Annotated in this window: 26 protein-coding genes; 9 read left to right on the top strand and 17 right to left on the bottom strand. The window is 57.0% G+C overall.

The window, feature by feature from the left end:
- Positions 1–100 precede the first annotated feature (100 nt).
- From JZ655_RS06700 to artJ, 6 genes are all read left to right on the top strand, one after another.
- Complete coding sequence (locus JZ655_RS06700; protein ID WP_207293330.1) at positions 101–619, top strand: lipoprotein; 519 nt, start codon at positions 101–103, stop codon at positions 617–619.
- 239 nt (positions 620–858) lie between these two features.
- Positions 859–1,587: an arginine ABC transporter ATP-binding protein ArtP gene (gene artP, locus JZ655_RS06695; protein ID WP_040076383.1), complete on the top strand. Its 729-nt coding sequence runs from the start codon at positions 859–861 to the stop codon at positions 1,585–1,587.
- A gap of 16 nt (positions 1,588–1,603) precedes the next feature.
- Positions 1,604–2,335, top strand: a complete 732-nt coding sequence (gene artI, locus JZ655_RS06690) for an arginine ABC transporter substrate-binding protein ArtI (protein ID WP_040076384.1) — start codon at positions 1,604–1,606, stop codon at positions 2,333–2,335.
- 6 nt (positions 2,336–2,341) lie between these two features.
- Positions 2,342–3,058, top strand: coding sequence for an arginine ABC transporter permease ArtQ (artQ, locus tag JZ655_RS06685; RefSeq protein WP_040076385.1), 717 nt, complete (start codon positions 2,342–2,344; stop codon positions 3,056–3,058).
- Positions 3,058–3,726, top strand: a complete 669-nt coding sequence (gene artM, locus JZ655_RS06680) for an arginine ABC transporter permease ArtM (RefSeq protein WP_207293329.1) — start codon at positions 3,058–3,060, stop codon at positions 3,724–3,726. Before artQ ends, artM begins: the two co-directional genes overlap by 1 nt.
- 171 nt (positions 3,727–3,897) lie before the next feature.
- Positions 3,898–4,629 carry an arginine ABC transporter substrate-binding protein ArtJ gene (artJ, locus tag JZ655_RS06675; RefSeq protein WP_040076387.1) on the top strand — a complete coding sequence of 244 codons (732 nt, stop codon included), beginning with the start codon at positions 3,898–3,900 and terminating at the stop codon, positions 4,627–4,629.
- 32 nt (positions 4,630–4,661) lie between these two features.
- Here the strand turns inward: artJ and JZ655_RS06670 are convergent, their stop codons facing one another.
- The 11 genes from JZ655_RS06670 to nfsA form a co-directional block, all read right to left on the bottom strand.
- Positions 4,662–6,119: a sensor histidine kinase gene (locus JZ655_RS06670; protein ID WP_046886873.1), complete on the bottom strand. Its 1,458-nt coding sequence runs from the start codon at positions 6,117–6,119 to the stop codon at positions 4,662–4,664.
- The gene (locus tag JZ655_RS06665; RefSeq protein ID WP_207293328.1) at positions 6,116–6,808 is read right to left on the bottom strand and encodes a response regulator transcription factor; all 693 of its coding nucleotides are present in this window, start codon (positions 6,806–6,808) and stop codon (positions 6,116–6,118) included. Before JZ655_RS06665 ends, JZ655_RS06670 begins: the two co-directional genes overlap by 4 nt.
- A gap of 70 nt (positions 6,809–6,878) precedes the next feature.
- Positions 6,879–8,009 (bottom strand): 23S rRNA (uracil(747)-C(5))-methyltransferase RlmC, encoded by a 1,131-nt coding sequence (gene rlmC, locus JZ655_RS06660; RefSeq protein ID WP_207293327.1) that lies wholly within the window; start codon positions 8,007–8,009, stop codon positions 6,879–6,881.
- Between the two features lie 40 nt (positions 8,010–8,049).
- Positions 8,050–8,538 carry a YbjO family protein gene (locus JZ655_RS06655; RefSeq protein ID WP_046886875.1) on the bottom strand — a complete coding sequence of 163 codons (489 nt, stop codon included), beginning with the start codon at positions 8,536–8,538 and terminating at the stop codon, positions 8,050–8,052.
- Positions 8,539–8,595: 57 nt separating this feature from the next.
- Entirely contained in the window at positions 8,596–9,441 is an 846-nt protein-coding gene (gene potI / locus JZ655_RS06650) for a putrescine ABC transporter permease PotI (RefSeq protein ID WP_040076392.1), read from the bottom strand.
- A complete protein-coding gene (gene potH / locus JZ655_RS06645; RefSeq protein ID WP_040076393.1) occupies positions 9,438–10,388 on the bottom strand; it encodes a putrescine ABC transporter permease PotH in 951 nt (316 codons plus the stop codon). Before potH ends, potI begins: the two co-directional genes overlap by 4 nt.
- 9 nt (positions 10,389–10,397) lie before the next feature.
- Entirely contained in the window at positions 10,398–11,531 is a 1,134-nt protein-coding gene (gene potG / locus JZ655_RS06640; protein ID WP_207293326.1) for a putrescine ABC transporter ATP-binding subunit PotG, read from the bottom strand.
- Between the two features lie 94 nt (positions 11,532–11,625).
- Complete coding sequence (potF, locus tag JZ655_RS06635; RefSeq protein WP_040076395.1) at positions 11,626–12,738, bottom strand: spermidine/putrescine ABC transporter substrate-binding protein PotF; 1,113 nt, start codon at positions 12,736–12,738, stop codon at positions 11,626–11,628.
- A gap of 345 nt (positions 12,739–13,083) precedes the next feature.
- Positions 13,084–13,560, bottom strand: coding sequence for a YbjN domain-containing protein (locus JZ655_RS06630; RefSeq protein WP_040076396.1), 477 nt, complete (start codon positions 13,558–13,560; stop codon positions 13,084–13,086).
- 61 nt (positions 13,561–13,621) lie between these two features.
- Entirely contained in the window at positions 13,622–14,524 is a 903-nt protein-coding gene (gene rimK, locus JZ655_RS06625; RefSeq protein WP_207293325.1) for a 30S ribosomal protein S6--L-glutamate ligase, read from the bottom strand.
- Positions 14,525–14,596: 72 nt separating this feature from the next.
- Positions 14,597–15,319 carry an oxygen-insensitive NADPH nitroreductase gene (nfsA, locus tag JZ655_RS06620; RefSeq protein WP_046886879.1) on the bottom strand — a complete coding sequence of 241 codons (723 nt, stop codon included), beginning with the start codon at positions 15,317–15,319 and terminating at the stop codon, positions 14,597–14,599.
- 183 nt (positions 15,320–15,502) lie between these two features.
- On the opposite strand from nfsA, the gene JZ655_RS06615 reads away from it, so the two are divergent.
- Positions 15,503–15,772, top strand: a complete 270-nt coding sequence (locus JZ655_RS06615) for a GrxA family glutaredoxin (RefSeq protein ID WP_207293324.1) — start codon at positions 15,503–15,505, stop codon at positions 15,770–15,772.
- A 13-nt stretch (positions 15,773–15,785) separates the two neighbouring features.
- Here the strand turns inward: JZ655_RS06615 and JZ655_RS06610 are convergent, their stop codons facing one another.
- Positions 15,786–16,175 carry an inner membrane protein YbjM gene (locus tag JZ655_RS06610; protein WP_207293323.1) on the bottom strand — a complete coding sequence of 130 codons (390 nt, stop codon included), beginning with the start codon at positions 16,173–16,175 and terminating at the stop codon, positions 15,786–15,788.
- Positions 16,176–16,453: 278 nt separating this feature from the next.
- Between JZ655_RS06610 and JZ655_RS06605 the strand changes: the two genes are divergently transcribed.
- Both JZ655_RS06605 and JZ655_RS06600 read left to right on the top strand, forming a co-directional pair.
- Positions 16,454–18,139 (top strand): aspartate:alanine antiporter, encoded by a 1,686-nt coding sequence (locus tag JZ655_RS06605; protein WP_040076401.1) that lies wholly within the window; start codon positions 16,454–16,456, stop codon positions 18,137–18,139.
- Positions 18,140–18,389: 250 nt separating this feature from the next.
- A complete protein-coding gene (locus JZ655_RS06600; RefSeq protein WP_207293322.1) occupies positions 18,390–18,938 on the top strand; it encodes a sterol desaturase family protein in 549 nt (182 codons plus the stop codon).
- Here JZ655_RS06600 and crtB read toward each other — a convergent pair.
- From crtB to JZ655_RS06575, 5 genes are read right to left on the bottom strand one after another with little or no spacing between them, the layout of a single operon-like run.
- Positions 18,865–19,803 (bottom strand): 15-cis-phytoene synthase CrtB, encoded by a 939-nt coding sequence (gene crtB / locus JZ655_RS06595; protein ID WP_040076405.1) that lies wholly within the window; start codon positions 19,801–19,803, stop codon positions 18,865–18,867. The genes JZ655_RS06600 and crtB overlap by 74 nt on opposite strands.
- Complete coding sequence (locus tag JZ655_RS06590; RefSeq protein ID WP_207293321.1) at positions 19,800–21,278, bottom strand: phytoene desaturase; 1,479 nt, start codon at positions 21,276–21,278, stop codon at positions 19,800–19,802. Before JZ655_RS06590 ends, crtB begins: the two co-directional genes overlap by 4 nt.
- Positions 21,271–22,449 (bottom strand): lycopene beta-cyclase CrtY, encoded by a 1,179-nt coding sequence (crtY, locus tag JZ655_RS06585; RefSeq protein ID WP_207293320.1) that lies wholly within the window; start codon positions 22,447–22,449, stop codon positions 21,271–21,273. Before crtY ends, JZ655_RS06590 begins: the two co-directional genes overlap by 8 nt.
- Positions 22,446–23,477, bottom strand: coding sequence for a type 2 isopentenyl-diphosphate Delta-isomerase (gene fni / locus JZ655_RS06580; protein WP_207293319.1), 1,032 nt, complete (start codon positions 23,475–23,477; stop codon positions 22,446–22,448). Before fni ends, crtY begins: the two co-directional genes overlap by 4 nt.
- On the bottom strand, positions 23,474–24,388 hold the full coding sequence (locus JZ655_RS06575; protein ID WP_207293318.1) for a polyprenyl synthetase family protein: 915 nt from the start codon (positions 24,386–24,388) through the stop codon (positions 23,474–23,476). Before JZ655_RS06575 ends, fni begins: the two co-directional genes overlap by 4 nt.
- Positions 24,389–24,622: the final 234 nt, after the last annotated feature.

Genomic DNA, 24,622 nt, shown 5'->3' with positions numbered 1-24,622 from the left:
TCGTCGCATTCTGTGCCTAAGCGTATAAGATCAAAACCATTATCGGATCGTTACGCTATCATTGAAAGGTGAGTTAATTATTAGCCAAAAGGAAATGAACATGCGCTACTCCGCTATGACGCTTTTAGTGCCGTGCGCGCTGCTGCTCAGCGCCTGCACCACGCCGGTGACACCGGCTTTCAAGGATATTGGCACCCGCAGCGGCCCCTGCATTGAAGGCGGCCCGGATGCCGTCGCTCAACAATTTTATGACACCCGCATCTCGACCCGCCGTAATGATGTTACCGCCCTGCGCCCATATCTGAGCGATCGGCTGGCGCAACAGCTGAACGAGGCCAGCCGTGACCCGCAGCACAGCGCGCTGCTGAAATCCGATCCGTTCTCCAGCCAGAGCACCCTGCCGGATAGCGCCGTGGTGGAAAGCGCGTCGACCATTCCGAATACTGACGCGCGCAATATTCCGCTGCGGGTGAAACTGACGCAGGGTAGCCAGACCTGGCAGGATGAAGTGCTGATGATCCGCGAGGGTCAGTGCTGGGCCGTTGATGATGTGCGCTATCTGGGCGGCAGCGTCCACGCCTCTGCCGGTACGCTACGCCAGTCCATCGAGAACCGCTAATAAAGCAGGTTATCCGCGCCCCGGGAAAGCGTTAACCCCCGTAAAATGTCTGGCATTTCATCTGGAATGCCGACATTTATTCTCACCCCCCTGACCTCTCGCTATTTTGTGCTATGTTTACTACTGAATACGGTTTATATTTAACTTTTAACGCATAAATATTGCATAACTATTCTGTCAACGGTACTATCTGCGGCCTCAATTGCTATAGATTGCCTGGATGAGTAAAGACTGCCCCGATGAGTATTCAACTAAATGGCATTAACTGCTTTTACGGCGCACACCAGGCGCTGTTCGATATCACGCTGAACTGTCCAGAAGGCGAAACGCTGGTTCTGCTTGGCCCAAGCGGCGCGGGTAAAAGCTCGCTGCTTCGCGTGCTGAATCTGCTTGAAATGCCACGTTCTGGCACCCTGGATATTGCCGGCAATCACTTTGATTTCGCGAAGGCACCGTCGGACAAAGCGATCCGCGATTTACGTCAAAACGTCGGCATGGTCTTCCAGCAATATAATCTTTGGCCGCACCTCACCGTACAGCAAAACCTGATTGAAGCCCCCTGCCGTGTGCTGGGCCTGACCAAAGAGCAGGCGTTAGCCCGTGCGGAAAAACTCCTTGAGCGCCTGCGCCTGAAACCTTACAGCGATCGCTATCCGCTGCACCTCTCGGGTGGCCAGCAGCAGCGTGTGGCCATTGCCCGCGCGCTGATGATGGAGCCTCAGGTGCTGCTGTTTGATGAGCCGACCGCCGCGCTGGATCCGGAAATCACCGCCCAGATTGTGAGCATCATCCGTGAACTGGCGGAAACCAATATTACTCAGGTGATCGTGACGCACGAAGTGGAAGTGGCGCGTAAAACCGCCAGCCGCGTGGTCTATATGGAAAACGGTCACATCGTCGAGCAAGGGGATGCGCGCTGCTTTGCCGAGCCGCAGACCGACGCCTTCAGAAACTACCTGTCTCACTAACATCGAGAGAACGATAATGAAAAAACTAGTGATTGCCGCCCTGCTTGCAAGCGTAAGCCTCTCCGCTGCCGCGGCTCAGACCATTCGTTTTGCGACAGAAGCCTCTTACCCTCCGTTTGAAGCGGTAGATGCGAACAACAAGATTGTTGGCTTTGACGTAGACCTGGCCAATGCGCTGTGTAAAGAGATGGACGCGACCTGTACTTTCACGAACCAGGCGTTCGACAGCCTGATCCCGAGCCTGAAATTCCGCCGCATTGATGCGGTCATGGCGGGGATGGATATTACCCCTGAGCGCGAAAAACAGGTTCTGTTCTCTACCCCATATTATGACAACGCCGCGCTGTTTATTGGTCAGAAGGGAAAATACACCTCTGTTGATCAGCTGAAAGGCAAGAAAGTGGGCGTACAGAACGGCACTACGCACCAGAAATATATCACTGACAAACACCCGGAAATCACCACCGTGGCGTACGACAGCTACCAGAACGCCAAACTGGATCTGCAGAATGGGCGTATTGATGCCGTCTTCGGTGATAACGCGGTCGTGACCGAGTGGCTGAAAACGAACGATAAGCTGGCGGCGGTTGGCGAGAACGTGACCGACAAAGCCTACTTCGGTACCGGTCTGGGTATCGCGGTACGTCAGGGCAACACCGAGCTGCAGCAGAAATTTAATACTGCGCTGGAAAAAGTGAAGAAAGATGGCACGTACGATACCATCTACAAAAAATGGTTCCAGAAGTAAGATCTGATGAACGAAATGTTTCCATTAGCAAGCGCCGCCGGGATGACCGTCGGCCTTGCCGTTTGTGCGCTGCTCATCGGCCTGGTGCTGGCGATGATCTTTGCGGTATGGGAGTCAGCGAAATGGCGCCCCGTCGCATGGATTGGCTCCGGGCTGGTGACCGTACTGCGCGGTCTGCCAGAGATTCTGGTGGTGCTGTTTATCTACTTTGGCTCGTCGCAGCTGCTGTTAACGCTGTCTGACGGCTTTACCCTCAATCTGGGGATCGTCGAGATCCCAATTCAGATGCAGATTGAGAACTTCGACGTCAGCCCGTTCCTCTGCGGTGTGATTGCCCTCTCCCTGCTCTACTCCGCCTACGCTTCGCAGACCCTGCGCGGAGCGCTTAAAGCGGTGCCTCAGGGGCAGTGGGAATCCGGCCAGGCGCTGGGGATGTCGAAAACCGCCATCTTCTTCCGTCTGGTTATGCCGCAGATGTGGCGCCATGCGCTCCCTGGGCTGGGTAACCAGTGGCTGGTGCTGTTAAAGGACACCGCGCTGGTCAGCCTGATCAGCGTTAACGACCTGATGTTGCAAACCAAAAGCATCGCCACCCGCACCCAGGAGCCTTTTACCTGGTATATCGTGGCGGCGGCTATCTACCTGGTGATCACGTTGCTGAGTCAGTACATCCTGAAGCGTATTGACCTGCGTGCAACGCGTTTTGAACGGAGACCAGGCTGATGCTGGATTACTTACCCGAGCTGATGAAAGGGCTGCACACCAGCCTGACCTTAACGATCGCTTCCATTATTGTGGCGCTGATCCTGGCGCTGATCTTCACCATCGTCCTGACGTTAAAAACGCCGATGCTGGTGTGGATTGTGCGCGGCTATATTACGTTATTTACCGGTACGCCGCTGCTGGTACAGATCTTCCTGATTTACTACGGCCCGGGCCAGTTCCCGACGCTGCAGGAGTATCCGGTTATCTGGCATCTGCTCTCTGAGCCGTGGCTCTGTGCGCTGATTGCGCTGTCGCTGAATAGCGCCGCCTATACCACCCAGCTGTTTTACGGGGCGATTCGCGCCATTCCGGAAGGCCAGTGGCAATCTTGCGGTGCGCTGGGGATGAGCAAGAAAGACACCCTGGCAATCTTGCTGCCGTACGCCTTTAAGCGCGCCCTCTCCTCCTATTCCAACGAAGTGGTGCTGGTCTTTAAGAGTACCTCTCTGGCCTACACCATTACTCTGATGGAAGTGATGGGCCACGGGCAGCTGCTCTATGGCCGTACTTATGACGTGATGGTGTTTGGCGCAGCCGGACTCATCTACCTGGTTGTGAACGGCCTGCTGACGCTGATGATGCGCCTGATTGAACGTAAAGCGCTGGCGTTCGAACACCGCAACTGAGTGCATAACGCAAAGTAACAAAGACGGGCAAGTCTCATCGCCGCCCGTCTTTTTTTATTCCCTAAGAAATATTTAATCATTTTTATTGAATATAAATTCATTTTCTGACATTGTTACTCCCAGCCGCAGACACGGCATATAACGACAAGATAGACAGACGGGAGCTTCAAAATGAAAAAGTTAGTTCTGGCCGCATTACTGGCAACCTTCGCCGCTGGCGCAACGGCTGCCGATAAAATCAGCTTTGGCGTTTCAGCCACTTACCCACCGTTCGAATCGCTGGATGCCAGCAACCAGATCGTCGGTTTTGATATCGACCTGGCTAAAGCGCTGTGTAAGCAAATGCAGGCCGACTGCACTTTTACTAACCACGCCTTTGACAGCCTGATCCCGTCACTGAAATTCAAAAAATATGACGCCGTGATCTCCGGTATGGACATCACCCCGGAGCGTAGCAAGCAGGTCTCCTTCACTGATCCGTACTATGCCAACTCGGCGGTGGTGATTGCGAAGAAAGATACCTATAAATCCTTCGAGCAGCTGAAAGGCAAACGCATCGGCATGGAAAACGGTACGACGCACCAGAAGTACCTGCAGGACAAGCACCCGGAAGTGAAAACGGTGGCTTATGACAGCTACCAGAACGCGATTATCGACCTGAAAAATGGCCGTATCGATGGGGTATTCGGCGATACCGCCGTGGTGAATGAGTGGCTGAAAACCAACCCGCAGTTGGGTACAGCCACCGAGAAAGTTACCGATCCGCAGTACTTCGGTACTGGCCTGGGCATTGCGGTTCGCCCGGATAACAAAGCCCTGCTCGAGAAACTGAACGGCGCGCTGAAAGCGATCAAAGCTGACGGCACCTATCAGAAAATCAGCGACCAGTGGTTCCCGCAGTAAAGACTCGCAGGCCGGACATGCCCCGGCCTTATTTACAGGGGCACGTAGAAGCGAAAACGCGCCCCCTGCTCCGCCTCCATCAGTCTGATCCCGCCGCCGTGTAGCTCCAGCATTCTGCGAACAATCAACAATCCCAGCCCGCCGCGATGCTCGCGCGCCTCCGGCTTTAACGCTGAGGGTCGCTGGAAGAGCTCTTCACGCATCGCGGCATCAATACCCGGCCCGCTGTCGCTCACCTCCATTTGCAGCGCCTCGCCCTCCTGCCACACCTTCAGCCAGATTTCGCCACCCGGTGGCGTATGGCGAACCGCGTTATCGAGCAGATTCGTCACCACGCGTTCAATCATCGAGAGGTCGGCGTTGACCATCGGTAACTGCTGCGGCACCTCAATTTTTAAACGTAGCTGCCGCGTCTGCACGATCAGATCGAACTTCTGCGCCACATCAGAGATCAGCTCCCCGGGGGCAAAGCGCTCGCGCTGAGGCCGAATACTGCCGTGTTCCAGCCGTGCCAGTTCAAACAGCTGCTGCGAAAGGTGGCGAACCTTCTGCCCCTGGCGCAGCGCAATGGTCAGGTAGTGCTTCGTCTCTTCTGGCGTCAATGAATCGGCTTTCAGCGATAGAGTCTCAAGATAACCCAGCAGCGAGGTGAGCGGCGTGCGTAAATCATGGGAGATATTGGCGGTGAACTCCCGGCGCTGCCGGTCGCTGTCGGCCAGACGATCCCACTGAGACGCTATCTGCTGAGCCAGTTCAATAAAGGTGTTGCGCAGTAAGGCAACCTCGCTGGCGGGGTTTTCCTCCTGCGGCTGGGCGGCCAGCTGTTTAATGGCGCGGATACTGTCCTGGTCAAGAAAGCTGACCTCCTGCGTTAAGACCCGCACCGGGCGAGTAACCCAGTACCAGACCAGCCCACCCGCCAGAGAGCCAAAGAGCACCACCAGCAACAGCGTCCAGAGAAGCGTATGCCAGAGCGTTTTTTCCCAGGCCATCTCAGCCAGCGCATTCAGCTCTTCGCCCTGTAAAATGATATAGAGATAGCCACGCAGCTCCCCATCCTGACGCAGCGGCGCGGCGCTGAAGACCTTCTGCCGATCCGGGCTGCGCGGGTCGTCGCCGTAAACCGGCATCATCTCACCGCCCATAAAGCGCAGCACCGGGTTGATATCTATCCGCTGGCGCTTGATATGCCCAGGCGGAGCAGCATCGGCCAGAATCTCACCATCCACCGAGAGGACATACAGCTCAACGCTGGGGTTGAAGGTCATCAGGCGGTCAAAGAGCGGTTTCAGGGCGGTGCGATCCACCCTTCCCTGGTTATCCAGCAGTGGCTCACGCTGGATAATATGCTGCGCCAGCCCGCCGGAGAGACGCTGAATCATGGCGTTGCCGTACTGCTTGCTGGTCCAGAGCTGCACCGAGCAAGCCACCGCGGCGCACAGCACCAGCAGTAACACAAACAGCAGCGTCAGGCGGCGGGTGAGCGTCATGATGTACTCCCCATAAACTTATAGCCCTTGCCCCAGACGGTGCGTATCACCTCCGGCTCGGCGGGATCCTTCTCGATTTTGATGCGCAGGCGGTTGATATGGGTGTTAACCGTATGTTCGTAGCCTTCGTGCTGATAGCCCCACACCTGTTCCAGGAGGGCCAGCCGGGAGAAGACCTCACCCGGATGACGGGCAAAGAAGTAAAGCAGATCGAATTCACGCGGGGTGAGATCCAGCGCCTGGCCATGCAGGGTCACGCTACGGGCCAGCGGATCAATGGTCATGCCGTGCGCCTCAATACGCCCGGCCGGCTGCTGTCCCATGGCCTGATGCCTGCGAAACAGCGCCCGAACGCGAGCGACCAGCTCCTGCACCGAGAAGGGCTTGGCCAGATAATCATCGGCCCCGGTCTCCAGACCCAGAATGCGCTCCGTTTCGCTGCTGCGGGCACTGATAATGATCACCGGCAGGTAATGGCTCATCTGACGAATGCGACGGCAGATTTGCAGGCTATCCACCCCCGGCAGCATCAGGTCGAGGATCACCGCGTCCCAGCGCGTATCTTCGATAGCCAGCAGCGCGCGGCTACCGTCTGCTTCGTGGGTAATCTGGTAGCCTTCATCTTCTAAATTGAGACGTAGCAAAGCGGCGATATCGCCGTCGTCTTCCACCAATAAGATCTGTTTCATCGGTTAGCCTTTCATTCCTGGTACCACTCAAGCTTACCCGTTTCCGGCGGCGGAAGAGTTCACATTTTGTTTAAACTTTACGTACCAGCAGGGTCAGCACTTCGTAGTGGGCGGTATGGGGGAACATGTCGAAAAGCTGCACGCGGGCAATGGCATAGCCTGGCAGATGGTGCAGATCTTTCGCCATGCTCTGGGCGTTGCAGCTGGAATAGATGATATACGCCGGCGCCATCTGGCTGAGGTAGTCGCACAGCGCCTTGCCGATGCCGCGACGCGGCGGGTTGACCAGCACCAGCTCCGGCACGCTACCCTGCCCGGTGGCGAACTGGGTAGAGTCCAGCGCCTGAAAGTGCAGATTCTTCAGCCCCAGTTCGGCGGCGGACTGCTTCGCGCAGGCGATGGCTTCAGGGGAGATCTCAATGCCGGTCAGGGTCATGTCGGGCGTGGCGCAGTGCAGGCCAAAGCCGCCAACCCCGCAGAAGAGATCCCACATGTGATTTACCGGTAAAGCCCGCACCCAGTCGCGGGCGGTAGCATAGAGGCTGGCCGCTACGGTGGGGTTGGTCTGGAAGAAACTCTGCGGGCGGATCCAGAGCGGCACGCCGTTGAAGGTTTCGGCCAGCGCCTGGGACTCGGTGAGGAAGATCTCCTCCTCCCCTTCCAGAATCGCCATATGCACCGGCTGAATGTTGGCGGTAATGACCTTCAACTGCGGTAACTGTGCCTGCAGCCACGGCAGAGCCGCACGCAGTTGCTCCAGCTTGCTGACGGAGCGCAGAACAAAGCGCAGCATCATGCCGCCGTCTTGCTGGCTTTCGGTCAACAACAGGTATTTTAACTCACCCCGTTTGCGCGCCACGTTGTAGGGGGTGAGCCCGGCGCGGGCGATAAAAGGCTTCAATGCGGCGAACACCGGCGCAAAGGAGGCAGGATAAAGCGGGCAGTCGGTCAGATCTTCCGGGGTACCATCGCGATGCAGCATCCCCAGCAGCGGTTTCTCTACGCTGCCGCTGACCACCATTTTGGCTTTATTACGGAAACCCTGCTCAGGACCGCTGACGGGTGCGCACCACGCTTCGACGGGCAACCATGTCAGCAAGGTCTGCAGATCGGCCATTTTAGCGGAAAGTTGTTGCGAGACCGGCTGTTCAATCCACTGACAGGAGCGACAGCGGCCGGCGTCATAGAGTGCGCACTGCATACAGAAACCTTAATACGTCTGGGGGCAGCGATTATACACGTTATTGCAGACGGAAAAACCGTCGGCTGGCGGCGGGCACAAACAGCAGAAGCAGCACCAGCATGTCCGGCAGTTTCTGCATCACCAGCGTTTTAAAGATCTCCTGCCTGGACTCCCCCGGAATGCTGAACAGCTCAGGGTAACCATAGCCCAGCGAGGCCGCCCACAGGTAAAGCGTGGCAATCACCTGGGTACTGAGATAGATCAGCCGTGCCCAGTTTCGCCCCTTAACCAGCGAAAAAGCGCAGAAGATTTCGATAAAGACCAGCATCAGGCTGCCGAGGAAGATGAGCGTTAAGTTCCAGGTCTGAACGCTGCGATGGATAAAATCGCCCAGTCCCCGTAGACCCAGGGTATTAAAAATCATCAGTAAATCGAGGCAGCGGATCATAATAATGGCGAGCGCCGCCACCTGCACCAGGGCAGGAACGTTAAGGCGGGCGTGTGAATGGCTTGATTTGCTTATCAGTCCCAACGTGGTGTCTTCCATGAAACGGCGCCGCGTTGTCGCGGCACCCGTTAAGCTTGTTGGCTGATTTTAGGAGCTTCAGCCGCGTCTTGCACGCTGGATATCACGTACACGCTGTTTTTCAGACCTTGCCATCAACAGCCAGGCGATCAGGCCAACAATACCTACCACGCCCAGAATCAGCGTCGCCAGGGCGTTGATCTCCGGGTTCACCCCCATACGCACGCTGGAGAAGACCAGCATCGGCAAGGTCGTGGCGCCCGGGCCCGATACGAAGCTGGCGATGACCAGGTCATCCAGCGACAGAGTGAAGGCCAGCAGCCAGCCCGAGACGACGGCGGGCATGATCATCGGCAAGGTAATCACAAAAAAGACCTTCAGCGGGGTCGCGCCGAGATCCATCGCCGCCTCCTCGATGGAGTGATCCAGTTCGCGCAGGCGCGATGAAATCACCACCGCCACGTAGGCGGTGCAGAAGGTGACATGCGCCAGCCAGATGGTGAGCATACCGCGATCCGAAGGCCAGCCAATGGCATGCCCCATGGCCACAAACAGCAGCAGCAGCGACAGGCCGGTAATCACGTCAGGCATTACCAGCGGGGCGGTGATCATAAAGGCAAAGCCGTTGGCCCCGCGGAAACGGCCAAAGCGCACCATCACCACCGCCGCAATGGTGCCGAGAATGGCCGCCATCGTCGCCGCACAGGCGGCAATCGTCAGGCTCAACCCCACCGCGCTCATCATAGCGTCATCATGGAAGAGTTCGCTGTACCAGCGCGTCGACCAGCCCGCCCACACCGTCACCAGCTTCGAGCTGTTGAAAGAGTAGATGACCAGCATCAGCATCGGCGCATATAAAAAGGTAAAGCCGATGATGAGGATCAGGATGCGCCACGGCGAGCGCACGACCGGTAAGTTGTTCATCCGTGGTCTCCCATCTGTTTCTGCTGATGTTTGTGGAACCACATGATCGGCACGATCAGCAGCAGTAACATCACAATCGCTACCGCAGAGGCCACCGGCCAGTCGCGGTTATTGAAGAACTCCTGCCACAGCACGCGGCCAATCATGATGCTGTCCGGCCCGCCGAGCAGTTCCGGGATCACGAACTCTCCTACTGCCGGGATAAAGACCAGCATCGAGCCGGCAATGATCCCCCCTTTGGTGAGCGGCACGATGATGCTGAAGAAGGTCTTCAGCGGACGGGCCCCGAGGTCCAGCGAGGCTTCCACCAGCGAGTAATCAATGCGCGTCAGGGCGGTATAGATAGGCAGCACCATAAACGGCAGATAGGCATACACCACCCCGATATAGACCGCGAGATTGGTATGCAGGATCACCAGCGGCTGATCGATTACCCCAAGCCACATCAGGAAGTTATTCAGTACCCCGTTGTTCTTCAGGATCCCCATCCAGGCGTACACGCGGATCAAGAAAGAGGTCCACGAGGGCAAGATGACCAGCAGCAGCAGGATATTGCGCGTCGAGGGCTTGCTGTGCGCCACTGCCCAGGCCAGCGGATACCCCAGCAGTAAACAGCAGAGGGTGGATACCCCGGCAATCTGCAGCGATTGCAGATAAGCCTCGAAATAGAGGGGATCGTCCGTCAGCTGCAGGTAGTTGGCGATATTCAGGGTGATCGAGAGCTGATCGTCTGCCCACTCCATCAGATCGGTATAGGGCGGGATCGCCCGCGCCATCTCGGCGAGGCTGATCTTAAAGACGATCAGGAAAGGGAGTAAAAACAGCAGAACCAGCCACAGATAAGGCAGCGCGATCACCAGCTTGCGCCCGTGCGCCATCTGCAGGCGCGTCAGCCAGCGGGTCCCGCCTGCAGCGCGCGCGGGCATCGGTGAGTCAATTTTACTCATGGCCACTCCTTATACCGTCAGCACAACGCAGCTGTCGGCATCCCAGCAGAGGCGAACTTCGTCGCCCCAGGTCGGGAGGCCTTTCCGGTAACGGTGTTCGTTTTGCAGCTGGGCGCTGATCATCTGTCCGCTCTTCAGACGCACGTGATAGATCGACAGATCGCCGAGATAGGCAATATGTACCACCTCACCCACGGCAAAGTTATAGCCATCGGCGGGGACGTCGTCGCAGAGCATGATTTTTTCCGGGCGCAGGGCCACGTAAACCGGCACGTTATCCACGACCGAGGCATCCGGGTCGACCTTCAGCGGGTGGACCAGCCCGGGCGAGTCAATCACCAGCCCGTCTTCTTCGCGGGTTTTCAGTAGCCCCTCGAAGACGTTAACCGAGCCAATAAATTCGGCGCTGTAGCGGGTTGTCGGGTGTTCGTAAATCTCTTCCGGCTCGCCAATCTGCACGAATTTGCCGCGATTCATGATGGCGATACGCCCTGCCATGGTCATCGCCTCTTCCTGGTCGTGGGTCACCATGACGCAGGTGGCTCCCACGCGTTCGAGGATATCCACCACTTCCAGCTGCATGCGATCACGCAGCTTTTTATCCAGCGCGCCCATGGGTTCATCCAGCAGCAGCAGCTTGGGGCGTTTTGCCAGGCTACGGGCGAGCGCGACACGCTGGCGTTGCCCACCCGAAAGCTGATGCGGCTTACGTTTCGCGAACTCCTGCATGTGTACCAGGCTGAGCATCTCCGCCACGCGGCTGGCGATTTCCGCTTTCGGCAGCTTGTCCTGCTTCAGACCGAAGGCGATGTTCTGCTCCACGGTCATATGCGGGAACAGCGCGTAAGACTGGAACATCATATTGATTGGACGCTGATAAGGCGGCACCTGAGAGAGGTCTACCCCGTCGAGCATAATCTGCCCGGCGGTGGGTTGCTCAAAGCCCGCCAGCATTCGCAACAGCGTCGACTTGCCGCAGCCCGACGCGCCAAGCAGCGCAAAAATTTCGCCTTTATAGATAGTGAGGCTGACGTCATCCACGGCGTGCTGGCCGTCGAAAGATTTGGTCAGATTACGGATTTCCAGCAGCGGGGTCAGCGCTTTACGGGTTTTCGCCTGTGGGCGGGGGGTCGCGTCGTTCACGGGGTGCTCTCCGGCATAAACTAAAACAGTACCACTGCACTAACAACGTGCAGTGGCCGGGCAGCTACGGGCTGCCCGGCAAGGACGTCAGACGTTATTTACCGCTTTTCACTTTCGTCCACGCACGGGTACGTACGCGGTCGATTTTCGGTTCCTGCACTTTCAGGGTGAAGAGCTTGGCAAAGACATCTGCTGGCGGATAGATAGCCGGATTGTCACGCACTTCCGCGCTGATCATCGGTACCGAGGCCTTGTTGCCGTTGGCATAGAAGACATGATCGCTAATGTGGGCAATCACCTCTGGCCTCATCAGATAATTGAGGAACTGATAGGCTTCGTCTTTATTTTTCGCGTCGGCAGGCATCGCAAAGACGTCAAAGAAGGCCAGCGCCCCCTCTTTCGGAATGAAGTAAGAGACATTCACGCCGTTTTTCGCCTCTTTCGCGCGGTTAGCCGCCTGCCAGACGTCGCCCGCCCAGCCGACTGCCACGCAGATATCGCCGTTCGCCAGGTCGTTAATGTACTGTGAGGAGTGGAAGTAGCGAATATTTGGACGCAGCTTCAGCAGCAGGTCGGTCGCCGCGCCGGTGTAGTCATCCGCTTTGCTACTGTTTGGATCTTTGCCCAGGTAGTTAAGCACGGTGGCAAAAATCTCTTCTGGTGCATCCAGGAATGAGACGCCACAACTTTTCAGCTTTTCGAGGTTCTCTGGCTTCAGGACCAGATCCCAGCTGTTGAGAGGCACATCTTTGCCAAGCACCGCTTTTACTTTATCCACGTTGTAGCCAATACCGGTGGTAGCCCAGAGATACGGGAAGGCGTATTTATTCTCCGGATCGTGTTTTGCGACCAGTTTCAGCACTTCAGGATCGAGGTTTTTCCAGTTCGGCAGTTTGCTTTTATCCAGCGGCTGGAAGACACCCGCGCTAAGCTGACGCTCCAGGAAGCTGGCAGACGGTACCACCAGGTCGAAGCCGGTGCTGCCCGCCATCAGTTTGCCTTCCAGCACTTCGTTGGAGTCGAAAACGTCGTAAACCACTTTGATACCGGTCTCTTTCTCAAAATTCGCGACGGTGTCCGGCGCGATATAGTCAGACCAGTTATAAACATGCAGCGTTTTCTGTTCCGCGGCGAGCGTACCGGCGGAGATCGCCATCAAGGCCCCCGCAACCAGACCCGATAACCATTTTTTATTTAAGGCGGTCATAGCTTTATTCCTTCCAGGAGTTCATTAAAACGAACTTAAAATGTGCATTCTCACTTATGCAAGAATCATGCATATTTTGTCGCTCTGCCGGGATCAGAAGAAAAAACTCTGGTGGCAGGTTTGCTCACAGTAAAAAAGCTTCGCAAGAATAAATGTAGTTCGTTCCTGCGGCTATAGCCCAGATTAAAAAACGCCTTTTATCAATTTTTCGCGCGGTAAATGTCTATGTGGTAAGCCAAAAAGGTCATTACGAAGTGATTAACGCTATCACTGAGGGGAAAAAGCAGCAGAAAAAATGGCGTTACGCAGCCACGCTGGTGGCGGCTGCGTATTACTCAGGCGAGGTTAGTGCAGAAAATGGGAGGATGAATCGTTATTCTCTGGATCTTCTTCCGCGTTATAGAGCAGGTGGTGTGCGCTGGCTTCCATCATCACCATCGAAATTTGCTCTTCGCTCTGGCGTAAGAACCCGGCGAACTGCTGATAGGTCACACCGGCCCCCACGCATAAAGACTGGCACACGACCAGCTTCGGCAGGTTATCGTCCTGAATATCGAGGAAGGCTTTCACCGTCAACGAGCTGGCGTTAATGGCCGAGAGATCGGATGCCAGCGCCAGCAGCGCCGAGGGTTTGACCTCGGCGAGGGCAGAAAACAGCACCACATCGTTAATCAGATCGAGCTTGGCATCAAACACGCCATCAAAATTCTGCATGTGGGGAATGTGTAATGCCTGACAGGTATCGCATTCAAAAAAGCTGATGCCCATATCGTCGAGCCATTGACGTAGCGTATCCAACGTGGGTACGACGAGAGTTTCCATAAAGGTTGAGCCTCTTAACTGTAATTCGCATAGCTTACGCAATATGTGCGCGGCAATCTATTTATCCGCCCGTTTTCAGGCAGAAGCCAGGCGTTGCCTGACGTTCGATCCAGGCGATCATTTTACCGGCAATATCCACGCCGGTGGTTTTTTCGATCCCCTCAAGTCCTGGCGATGCGTTCACTTCCATCACCAGCGGACCGCGGTTGGCGCGGAGAATATCTACCCCCGCAACATCAAGCCCCAGCGTATGGGCGGCTTTCAGCGCGATCTCCCGCTCACGCAGGGTGATATTGGCTACCCTGGCGACGCCACCCCGGTGCAGATTAGAGCGAAAATCGCCCTCTTTGGCCTGGCGTTCAATGGCGGCCACCACTTCATCACCCACCACCAGGCAGCGGATATCGCGGCCTTTGGCCTCTTCGATATACTCCTGCACCAGGATGTGGGCATTCAGGCCGCGAAAGGCGTCGATAACGCTCTCTGCGGCCTGGCGGGTCTCGGCCAGCACCACGCCGATGCCCTGCGTGCCTTCAACCAGCTTCACCACCAGCGGCGCGCCGCCGACCATGTCGATCAGGTCGCTGGTATCATCCGGGGAGTGGGCAATGCCCGTCACGGGCAGATCGATTCCCTGACGGGCAAGCAGCTGCAGGGACCGAAGTTTATCCCGGGCGCGGGTAATGGCGACAGACTCATTGAGCGGATAGCTACCCAGTAGCTCAAACTGACGCAGCGCGGCGGTACCGTAAAAGGTGATGGCCGAGCCAATGCGGGGGATCACCGCGTCAAAGTGCGGCAGTTGGCGCCCTTTGTAGTGAATGGAGGATGCCGCCGGGCTGATATTCATATAACAGGACAGCGGATCGAGAACTTCCACCAGATGGCCGCGTTTTGCCGCCGCTTCACGCAGGCGTTTACACGAATAGAGCGTTCCATCCCGGGACAATATGGCAATTTTCACCCTGCACCTCTCAGACATGATCTGGTAAAAGCCTGCGTATCATACACGCAGGCAGGCGCAGGAAAAATGGGGTTATCGCGTTGCCCAGCCCTGTTTGTGCAAATAATCGAGGATGAACGGACGATTCTCTTTAATGATGGTGCGCTGGATATGGTCACTCCAAGTGTCGCGACGGTTATTACTGCCGCGCGTCATATAGTAGTGGGCCAGCTCGTCGTCGTACTGGGCCAGAATCGCTTTATCAACCGGCTGGTAGTGATTCTCATGTACCACCAGCGCGGCGGGCAGGCGCGGCTTCACATCCGGGTTGTCTGCCGGCCAGCCCAGGCACAGGCCAAACAGCGGCAACACATGTTTGGGCAGCGCTAACAGCTCCGTTACCGCCTCGATACTGTTGCGAATGCCGCCGATGTAGACGCCACCCAGCCCAAGTGACTCCGCCGCCGTAAGCGCGTTCTGCGCCAGCATCGCCGTATCCACCACGCCTAACAGCAGTTGCTCCGCCAGACCGAGCTGCGCGTCCGGGCAGATCTGCAGATGGCGATTAAAATCGGCGCAAAAGACCCAGAACTCCGCCGCCTGGGCCACATGCTTCTGCCCGCCCGTCAGACCGACTAACTGTTCACGCATCGCCGGATCGGTAACGCGGATTATTGAGGTGCATTGCAGAAAACTGGAGCTGGAGGCCCCCTGCGCCCCGGCAATGATTGCGTCGCGCTGAGCGTCAGTAATGGGCTGGTCGGTAAAATGGCGAATGGAACGGTGAGCGCGTAACAGGTCAATCGTCGGGGTCATAGTGTCTCTCTTCTCCTGGCTAAAAACAGCAATGGAGCCAGTATAGGCAAAGAATCTGGCGCTGTAATTGGCGAAACATAGCCTGAAGATATCAATGCAACAGGCGAAACCTGCTTTCTATTACCGTAAGTTATCGGCAATATAGCGTTATTCGCCGTCAGGCTTTCAATTCAGGAGAGAACCATGTTTGCAGTTATTTTTGGACGTCCGGGCTGCCCGTACTGTGTACGTGCTAAAGAGCTGGCAGAGAAACTGACCGCCGAGCGTGACGATTTCAACTACCGTTATGTTGATATCCACGCGGAAGGTATTACCAAAGTGGATCTGGAAAAGACCGTGGGTAAACCGGTTGAAACCGTGCCGCAAATCTTCCTCGACCAGACCCACATTGGCGGCTTTACCGATTTTGAAGCCTACGCCAAAGAGAACCTGGGCCTGTTTGCCGCTCAGTAATGTTAAAGCGCCCTCACTTTGAGGGCGTTTTTATTTTGCGGCGCGGATGGATGAGCGCCCGCCGCACAAACATAACGACCAGCGCGCCGAGAGCAAACCAGAAGACGCCGCTTAGCAACCACGCCAGCTCCTGAAAGAAGGAGCGCCCTGAGACAGTAAACAGACGCATCACCAGCAGGCAGAACGGCGCCGCCAGCGTCGCCCCCAGCAACGGCTTCACCACCTCTCCGCTGCGCGTAAGCGCACTGGCAACGGCACCGGGTATGATAAAGAACAGCAGCCCTAACTCAGAATGCCTGCCAGCAAGAAATGCCCCTTTTACATTTAATGTCAGGCAGAGACAGACTGCCGTGTACAGTAAAAAACAGCGAGCAACTCCTGGCCAGTGACGTTTAATATCCAAACAACCCCCTGCCTCTCTTCATTCAAATAAATTTATCGTCCCCCGGACGCCCAATTTGATACGATATGCGGCATTCCTTGCCAAAACACGCTGCATGGTTGTCTAACCGTTGTCGGAGGCAGTGCACCGTAACGATTAAACTAATGGTCTGATATTATTGTTTGGGATATATTATGTTGCGAAAAAAGGCGTTGTTAGCCTCTCTTCTGATAGCAGAAACAGTAGCCTAAATACCCCATCTATTCAACCACTTACTGGTAAACAAGAAGTTATCCTCCGTGAATATAAACGTCGCAGATTTGTTAAACGGGAATTACATCCTGTTATTATTTGTCGTACTGGCGCTGGGTCTTTGCCTCGGGAAATTACGCCTCGGTTCAGTACAACTTGGTAATTCCATTGGCGTTTTAGTGGTCTCTTTATTATTAGGCCAACAACATTTCAGCATTAACACCGACGCCCTGAATCTCGGTTTTATGCTGTTTATTTTTTGTGTTGGCGTGGAAGCCGGACCCAACTTTTTTTCTATTTTCTTTCGCGACGGTAAGAATTATCTGATGCTCGCGCTGGTTATGGTCGGCAGTGCCCTGCTGATCGCGCTGGGCTTAGGGAAGCTGTTTGGCTGGGATATCGGGTTAACCGCGGGCATGCTTGCGGGTTCGATGACCTCCACGCCAGTACTGGTGGGCGCGGGGGATACGCTACGTCATCTCGGCCTGGATAATGCCCAGCTCTCTCTCGCCCTGGATCATCTCAGCCTGGGCTATGCCCTCACCTACCTGATTGGCCTGGTGAGTTTAATCGTCGGCGCCCGCTACCTGCCTAAATTACAGCATCAGGATTTACAGACCAGCGCGCAGCAGATTGCGCGCGAACGTGGTCTGGATACAGATAGCAAACGAAAAGTTTATCTGCCAGTCATCCGCGCCTATCGCGTGGGGCCAGAGCTGGTCGCCTGGGCCGACGGTAAGAACCTACGCGAGCTGGGCATTTATCGTCAGACCGGCTGCTATATCGAGCGTATTCGGCGTAACGGCATTCTGGCGAACCCCGATGGGGATGCGGTATTGCAGATGGGGGACGATATCGCCCTGGTCGGCTATCCGGATGCCCATGCCCGCCTTGATCCGAGCTTCCGTAACGGTAAAGAGGTGTTTGACCGCGATCTGCTGGACATGCGTATTGTGACCGAAGAGATCGTAGTGAAAAACCACAACGCCGTTGGTCGCCGTCTGTCGCAGCTTAAGCTGACCGATCACGGCTGTTTCCTGAACCGGGTGATCCGCAGCCAGATCGAGATGCCGATCGATGACAACGTGGTGCTGAACAAAGGCGATGTGTTGCAGGTGAGCGGTGACGCGCGCCGCGTTAAGACCGTGGCTGACCGCGTGGGCTTTATCTCTATTCACAGCCAGGTGACCGACCTGCTGGCGTTTTGCGCCTTCTTTATCGTTGGCCTGATGATTGGGATGATCACTTTCCAGTTCAGCAACTTTAGTTTTGGCATCGGCAATGCCGCTGGCCTGCTGTTTGCCGGGATCATGCTCGGCTTTTTACGTGCGAACCACCCGACGTTTGGCTATATCCCACAGGGTGCGCTGAATATGGTGAAAGAGTTTGGTTTGATGGTGTTTATGGCCGGCGTGGGCCTGAGCGCGGGCAGCGGCATTGGCCACAGCCTGGGGTCTGTCGGCTGGCAGATGCTCGGCGCAGGCCTTATCGTCAGTCTGGTGCCGGTAGTTTTAAGCTTCCTGTTCGGCGTGTGGGTGCTGCGCATGAACCGCGCCCTGCTGTTCGGCGCGCTGATGGGGGCACGCACCTGCGCCCCGGCAATGGAGATTATCAGCGATACCGCCCGCAGCAACATTCCAGCGCTGGGCTACGCGGGCACCTATGCTATCGCTAACGTCCTGTTAACGCTGGCGGGGACCTTAATCATCATTATCTGGCCGGGACTGGGCTAACGGAAAATTTGCGTAAAGATGAAAATATTTTCGCTCTGCACAGAACTTTTCCTCCAGACGTCAGTCATAACTATTGCCACTGCTTTTCTTTGATGTCCCCAATTTGTGGAGCCCATCAACCCCGCCGTTTTGGTTCAAGGTTGATGGGTTTTTTGTTGTCTAAAATCCCCCAACAAATCTCTCCTCTCCCCCTCCACTCCCGCAATTAGGTGTTACGCTTAATCACCAGGACTTATAAACAGGAGCAAGCATGCTCGCGCTTTACAACACCTTGATCGTACTCCTTACCGTTGCCGCCATGGAGCTCATCGCGGCGCTTGCGCATAAGTACATCATGCACGGCTGGGGATGGGGATGGCATCTCTCTCACCACGAACCCCGCACGGGCTGGTTTGAAGTGAACGACCTCTATGCCGTCGTCTTTGCGCTGTTAGCGATTGGCTTGATTGCATGGGGAACCTGGGGGATGTGGCCGCTACAATGGATTGGCGCAGGCATGACGCTCTACGGCGCGCTGTACTTTATGGTCCATGACGGGCTGGTGCACCAGCGCTGGCCGTTCCGCTATATACCACGCCGTGGTTATCTGAAGCGACTCTACCTGGCCCATCGTCTGCACCATGCGGTGCGGGGAAAAGAGGGCTGCGTCTCCTTTGGCTTTCTCTATGCCCCGCCAGTGGAGAAGTTGCAGGCGACCTTACGTCAGCGTAAGGCCGATGCGCAGGCTACGCGCTCGCCAAAAGCGGACGCTGCCACAGACCAGCCGGTCGCGGCGCCTGCGAGCCGAAACGAGAAGTGAGCGCCAGGGCGGCGCCCTTCATCAACAATGCGGATTTCTCCAGGGCGTTAGTGCCCTGGCGTTTATCCCAGGCCTGCTCTCCTGCTGCGCTGACCTTCACGCCAATCTCCCGGTAAACGCCGTGCGCGGAGGCAATCGCCCACGCCGAGCGCAAAGGCAGCCCGGCCAGTCCCGCCCGGGCTGACGCATAATAAGGCTCGGCCTCGGCCACCAGCCGCTGTGCCAGGCGGGCAACCTGCTGACGCTTTCCAGGGTCGGCGACCTGCTCCGGTGTAAGGCCTACCTCCGCCAGCCAGCGGGCAGGAAGATAACAGCGGCCCACGCGGGCATCTTCAACGATATCCCGGGCTATATTCGTTAGCTGAAATGCCAGCCCCAAATCACAGGCGCGATCGAGCACCGCTTCGTCGCGCACCCCCATGATCCTTGCCATCATCAACCCCACCACCCCCGCGACCCGGTAGCAATAGAGCAGCGTATCCTCGAAGGTTTCGTAGCGGGTTTCGCGCACGTCCATGGCAAAGCCCTCAAGGTGGGCCAGTGCCAGCGGCAAGGGGATATTGTGGCCCAGCGCCACCTCCTGAAAAGCGGCAAAGGCCGGCTCCGTCATCACGGCCCCTTCCCAGGCGCGGCGGGTTTCGCTTTTGAGCGTCTCCAGGCGCTGCTCCGCCGGCGTCGCTTCCGGGGTCTCAATATTGAACCCCAGCGCCTGCCCGTCTATCACATCATCGCAATGACGACACCAGGCGTAGAGCATCAGCACGCCGCGTCGGGTGGGGGCATCGAACAGTTTCGCTGCGGTGGCAAAGCTTTTCGAGCCGACGGCGATAGTCTGGTCAGCGTGCTCCATCAGGGTGTTATTCATCCGGAAAGCGCCTCCAGCATCAGTCCTGCGGTCGCTTTTGCCGAACCGATCACTCCCGGAATTCCCGCGCCCGGGTGGGTACCTGCGCCCACCAGATAAAGGTTCTCGATTTTGCTGTCGCGATTGTGCGGCCTGAACCACGCACTCTGGCGCAGTATGGGCTCAATGGAGAAGGCCGAACCGAGGTGTGCGCCTAGCTGGTCACGAAAATCAAAGGGGGTAAAGATGCGATGGGTCACCAGTTGGCTACGCAGGCCCGGCATGTAGTGCTGCTCAAGATAGTCAAAGATCCTGTCGCGCAGGCGCGGCCCCTCAGTATTCCAGTCGAGATCGGCCGTACCCAGATGGGGCACCGGCGCCAGCACGTAATAGCTGCCGCAGCCGGGCGGTGCCAGGGAGGGATCAGTCACGCAGGGGGCATGCAGATAGAGCGAAAAGTCCTCTGCCAGAGTGTTTTTATTGAAAATATCATCGATCAGGGCTTTATAGCGCGGGCCAAAGCAGACGGTATGGTGCGCCAGATCGTGCTGTTTATTGAGACCAAAATAGAGCACGAACAGCGAGTTGCTCATCCGCTTACGCTTCAGAGAGGCCGCACGCGCCGCGCCGGCAGGATGATGGCCGAGCAGCTTTTCGTAGGTGTGCACCACGTCGGCGTTAGACGCCACCGCCGCGGTCTGGATAGTTTCCCCGTTCTTTAGCTCAACGGCGCGGATGCGGTTGTCGTCGGCAATCAGCCGGGTCACCTCGGCATTTAGCCTTATCTCGCCCCCGAGATCCTGATAGAGCTTCACCAGCCCCTGCACCAACGCTCCCGTGCCGCCACGGGCAAACCAGACTCCCCACTCCCGCTCCAGGGCATGAATAAGGGTATAAATTGAGGAGGTGGCGAAGGGATTCCCCCCTACCAGCAGCGAGTGGAAGGAGAATGCCTGGCGAAGCTGTTCGTTCTCAATGAAGCGGGAGACCATGCTGTAAACGCTGCGCCAGGCCTGCAGGCGGGTTAACTGGGGGCCGGCCCGCAGCATATCGCGGAATGATAAAAAAGGAACGGTGCCGAGCTTCAGATACCCCTCTTTAAAGACCTCCCGCGAGTAGGTGTGAAATTTGCGGTAACCTTCAACGTCGCGCGGATTGAAGCGAGCGATTTGCGCCTCCAGTTTGTCCTGGACGTTGTCATAATCAAATACCTCCCCCGTCTCCCAGCACAGGCGGTAGAACGGGGTCACCGGCAGCAACTCGACGTAATCTTCCATCCGCTTTCCGGCGAGGGTAAAGAGCGCTTCAATGGCGCTGGGATCGGTAATGACCGTCGGCCCTGCGTCAAACGTAAACCCCTCTTCCTGATAGACGTAAGCACGCCCGCCAGGCTTATCGCGCTGCTCCAGCAGCAGCGTGTCAATCCCTTGCGCCTGTAGCCGGATGGCGAGCGCTAAGCCGCCGAATCCGGCGCCGATAATAATGGTTTTAGTCATGATAAAAGGCTCGCAGCCGGGGAGTAAGTTGCAAAATGGCGAGCATCGCTTCGCCGACCGGAACAGGCGGTTTGCCTGCCAGAATTCGTGCTTTATCACCGGGCGTAAGCTGCCCGGCGTAAAAACGGCCTATCAGCCCTTCATTCAGGGCGTAAAATCGCTGCATCACCCGCCAGCGGTTATCCGCCTCTCCCGCCAGAAAAAGCATGCGGTTGAGGACGCGGAAAAAACGTTGAGCGCGCCACTGGCGCAGGGCATATCGGTGAATCAGCCGGGACAAGGCTTGTGCGTTGATATCCTTCGCGTCGGCAATGGCTTCGGCAAGGGCAACGGCGTGCGGCAGGGAGTAGCCGGTGGTGGCATGAAAAAGCCCCGCCCGCAGGCCGCTGCAGGGCTGTCCCTCACGTGCCCGCCAAAAAGCGTGAACATCGCCTGAGAGCATAATCGGCAGATGCCCCTGCTCCTCGCGCACCAGCGTTTCTAACTGCCAGCCCTGCTGGCGGGCATAGTCAGCGATATGTTGCCGCGCATCGACGCTCTCAAGCCGGGCATCATCAATATAGTGGGTGTCTTCGATCAAAAGCTCAGTGGCTGAAAAAGGGAGGGTATAGACGAAGCGATACCCGCCCTGCTGGTCGACCGTCGCATCCATCAGGATCGGGCGCGTCAGGCCGTGCGGCTTCTTGAGCCGCCACTGCTGGCCGAGAAAAGACTGGCTGCCGGTACGTAAATGGGCCTCTGGCTGATAGCCTCTGCCATCAATCACCGCCGCGGCCTCCAGTAAGGTACCGTCCGTCAGCGTAACGCTCGTCGGCGTGAGGGAGGCGATGCTCACCCCGGTTTGCAGGCTATCGCCCAAATCCTGGCTGAGCACATCGGCAAAATGGTCTGAGGTGAGCGTGAGATAGTCGCTTGGCAGCGTACGCGTCAGCGCCGGAAAACGGACGTCGTAACCCGGCCAGCGGTAACTGACGAGCGGAGCCAGCCAGCGGTGCTGGTCAGGGGTCAGATCGTCCTGGTGGAAGGACCAGGTATGATTCCCGCCAGGGCGCGTCTGCGCTTCAAGCATCAGGACGCGAAGTTCAGGACGACGGTGCGATAGATGCCAGGCGATCAGCCCGTTGGCCAGCCCGCCTCCCGCCAGAATCAGATCCCATCGGCGTGTTGTCATGGGGTCCCGGCTACCAGGGTGGCCTTGCGAAGCGCCGCCAGGCTGTCGCTGCCCGTACAGAAGCAGGCAACCCGAAGCTGGGCAATCATGGTTTCAAAATGGGCGATGACCGCATCGCTGGAGATCAGCGCGCTTTGCAGAACGCCAGCCGCCTGTCCGACCAGGCTGGCCCCCAGGCAGAGCGCCTTCGCCGCCTCCACGCCGTTGGCAATACCGCCCGAGGCGATGAGCGGCATCTCCGGCAGCGCCTGGTGAAGATCTTTTAAGGCCACCGCAGTAGGAATCCCCCAGTCGGTGAACGCCATAGCCACCGCACGGTCGTGCGCCGAGATGGCGCGTTCGCCCTCTACGGCGGCCCAGCTGGTTCCGCCTGCACCGGCCACATCGAGCATAGCGACACCCGCCTCTGCCAGCTGGCGCGCAACCGGCACCGATAAACCATTGCCCACCTCTTTCACCACCACCGGTACCGGCAGCGCTTCTACCGTCTGCTGAATGGCATTAAGCACGCCGCACCAGTTGCGGTCACCGCCGTGCTGCAAGGCCTCCTGCAGAGGGTTGAGATGGATGATCAGTGCGTCAGCCGCCAGCGTCTCTACCGCGCGCTGCGCGAAATCGCGTCCCTGAGGACCAGCAATTTGCGCCGCGCCCAGATTCGCCAGCAGGACAATATCCGGTGCCGCGTCCCGGAGGGAACGGGTCAACCCCTGGGTTGCGGGGCTTTCAAGCGCTACGCGCTGCGATCCCACCCCCATTGCCAGCCCCAGCGTCTGGGCAGCCCTGGCCAGGTTTTGATTAATCAGGGTCGCCCGCTGCGTGCCCCCGGTCATGGAGCTGATGAGCAGCGGTGCCTGCAGGGTTCGGCCAAACAGGGAGGTAGAAAGATCAACCTCATCAAGGTGCAGCTCTGGCAGGGCGCAGTGTTCAAACCGCCAGCGTTCAAAGCCGCTGGTGCATTTCCTGACACCTGCGGTATTCCTGAGGACGATATCGAGATGATCGCTTTTCCGTTGCGACAGACTGGTCATTGACACTCCGAAAGGGAAAGGCTCTGGCTGATGTGCGACAACTGTTTATCAAACCATGCACGAATATAGCGGCGGGCGGCACTTCCGTGCTGACAGGCTGTCGCCAGATGTTGGTCGGCGCTGTTGACATGCTCAAGCAGCCGCTGAAAAACGGTCTGGGCGCCAAGGACCGCTACAAGCGTGGATTTATCCTCATCCTGATGGGGATCTTTACCGGTGGTATTGGAGCCGTCGGTAAGATCGTCAATCAGCTGAAATGCTTGCCCCAGATCGCGGGCAAAAAAACGTAGCCGCTCATTAACCGCAGGCGGAGCCTGGGCCGCAATCGCCGCCAGCTGCAACGTTGCGTTAAACAGGCTGCTGGTCTTCAGCTCGTTGGTCAGCAGGATCTCATCCACATTTTGCGCCTGCCGGGCTTCGTTGAGATCGCGAAATTGCCCCTGCACCAGCCCCATATGCCCGACGGACATGGAGAGCTCGGCAATGGCGCGGGCTTTGGCCTCATGCGTGAGCGCGGGCGCACGTGAGATAACGTTAAAGGCGTGGCTCAGGAGCGCGACCGCAGAAAGTATGGCGACGTTTTCGCCATACTGACAGTGAATGGTCGGCCGCCCACGGCGCATCTGCGCATTATCCATGCAGGGCATATCATCCAGGATAAGCGAGGCAACATGGACCATTTCGATGGCACAGGCCAGATCCAGTAGGCCCGGCTGCTCGCGCTTGCACCCCATGTCTGTGGCGGCCAACACCAGCAATAACGGACGCATCCGCTTGCCGGCTATAAGCGTTGCATCGCGCATTGCCGCATAGACCTGCCCTACCTGTTCACCGGCAGGGAGAAGCTGCTCAAGGCGTTGTTCAAACGCAGACAGAAGTATCTTTGCATCATCTTCATGGCTGAGAGTCATAGTCGCTTTCCCGTTATTGTTATGGCGAGCTCCGCAGAAGATGGGTAAACGGATCCCGGGGAGGATGTAGAAAGCGTAGCGCATCCTTTTGCGTTTTGTTTTTAGCGAGCGAAAAAGAATTATGGTGAGCGATATTAGATATTTTAAATCAATAGCTTAACAGGAATGGACAACCTAAAATTACACAAGAATTTACATTTGTATAGATTTGGAGCGAACAAAAAACGCTGCCGG

The organism is Leclercia pneumoniae, assembly GCF_017348915.1.
Classification (GTDB): domain Bacteria; phylum Pseudomonadota; class Gammaproteobacteria; order Enterobacterales; family Enterobacteriaceae; genus Enterobacter; species Enterobacter pneumoniae.
This window is presented reverse-complemented; position numbering and strand designations above follow the sequence as displayed.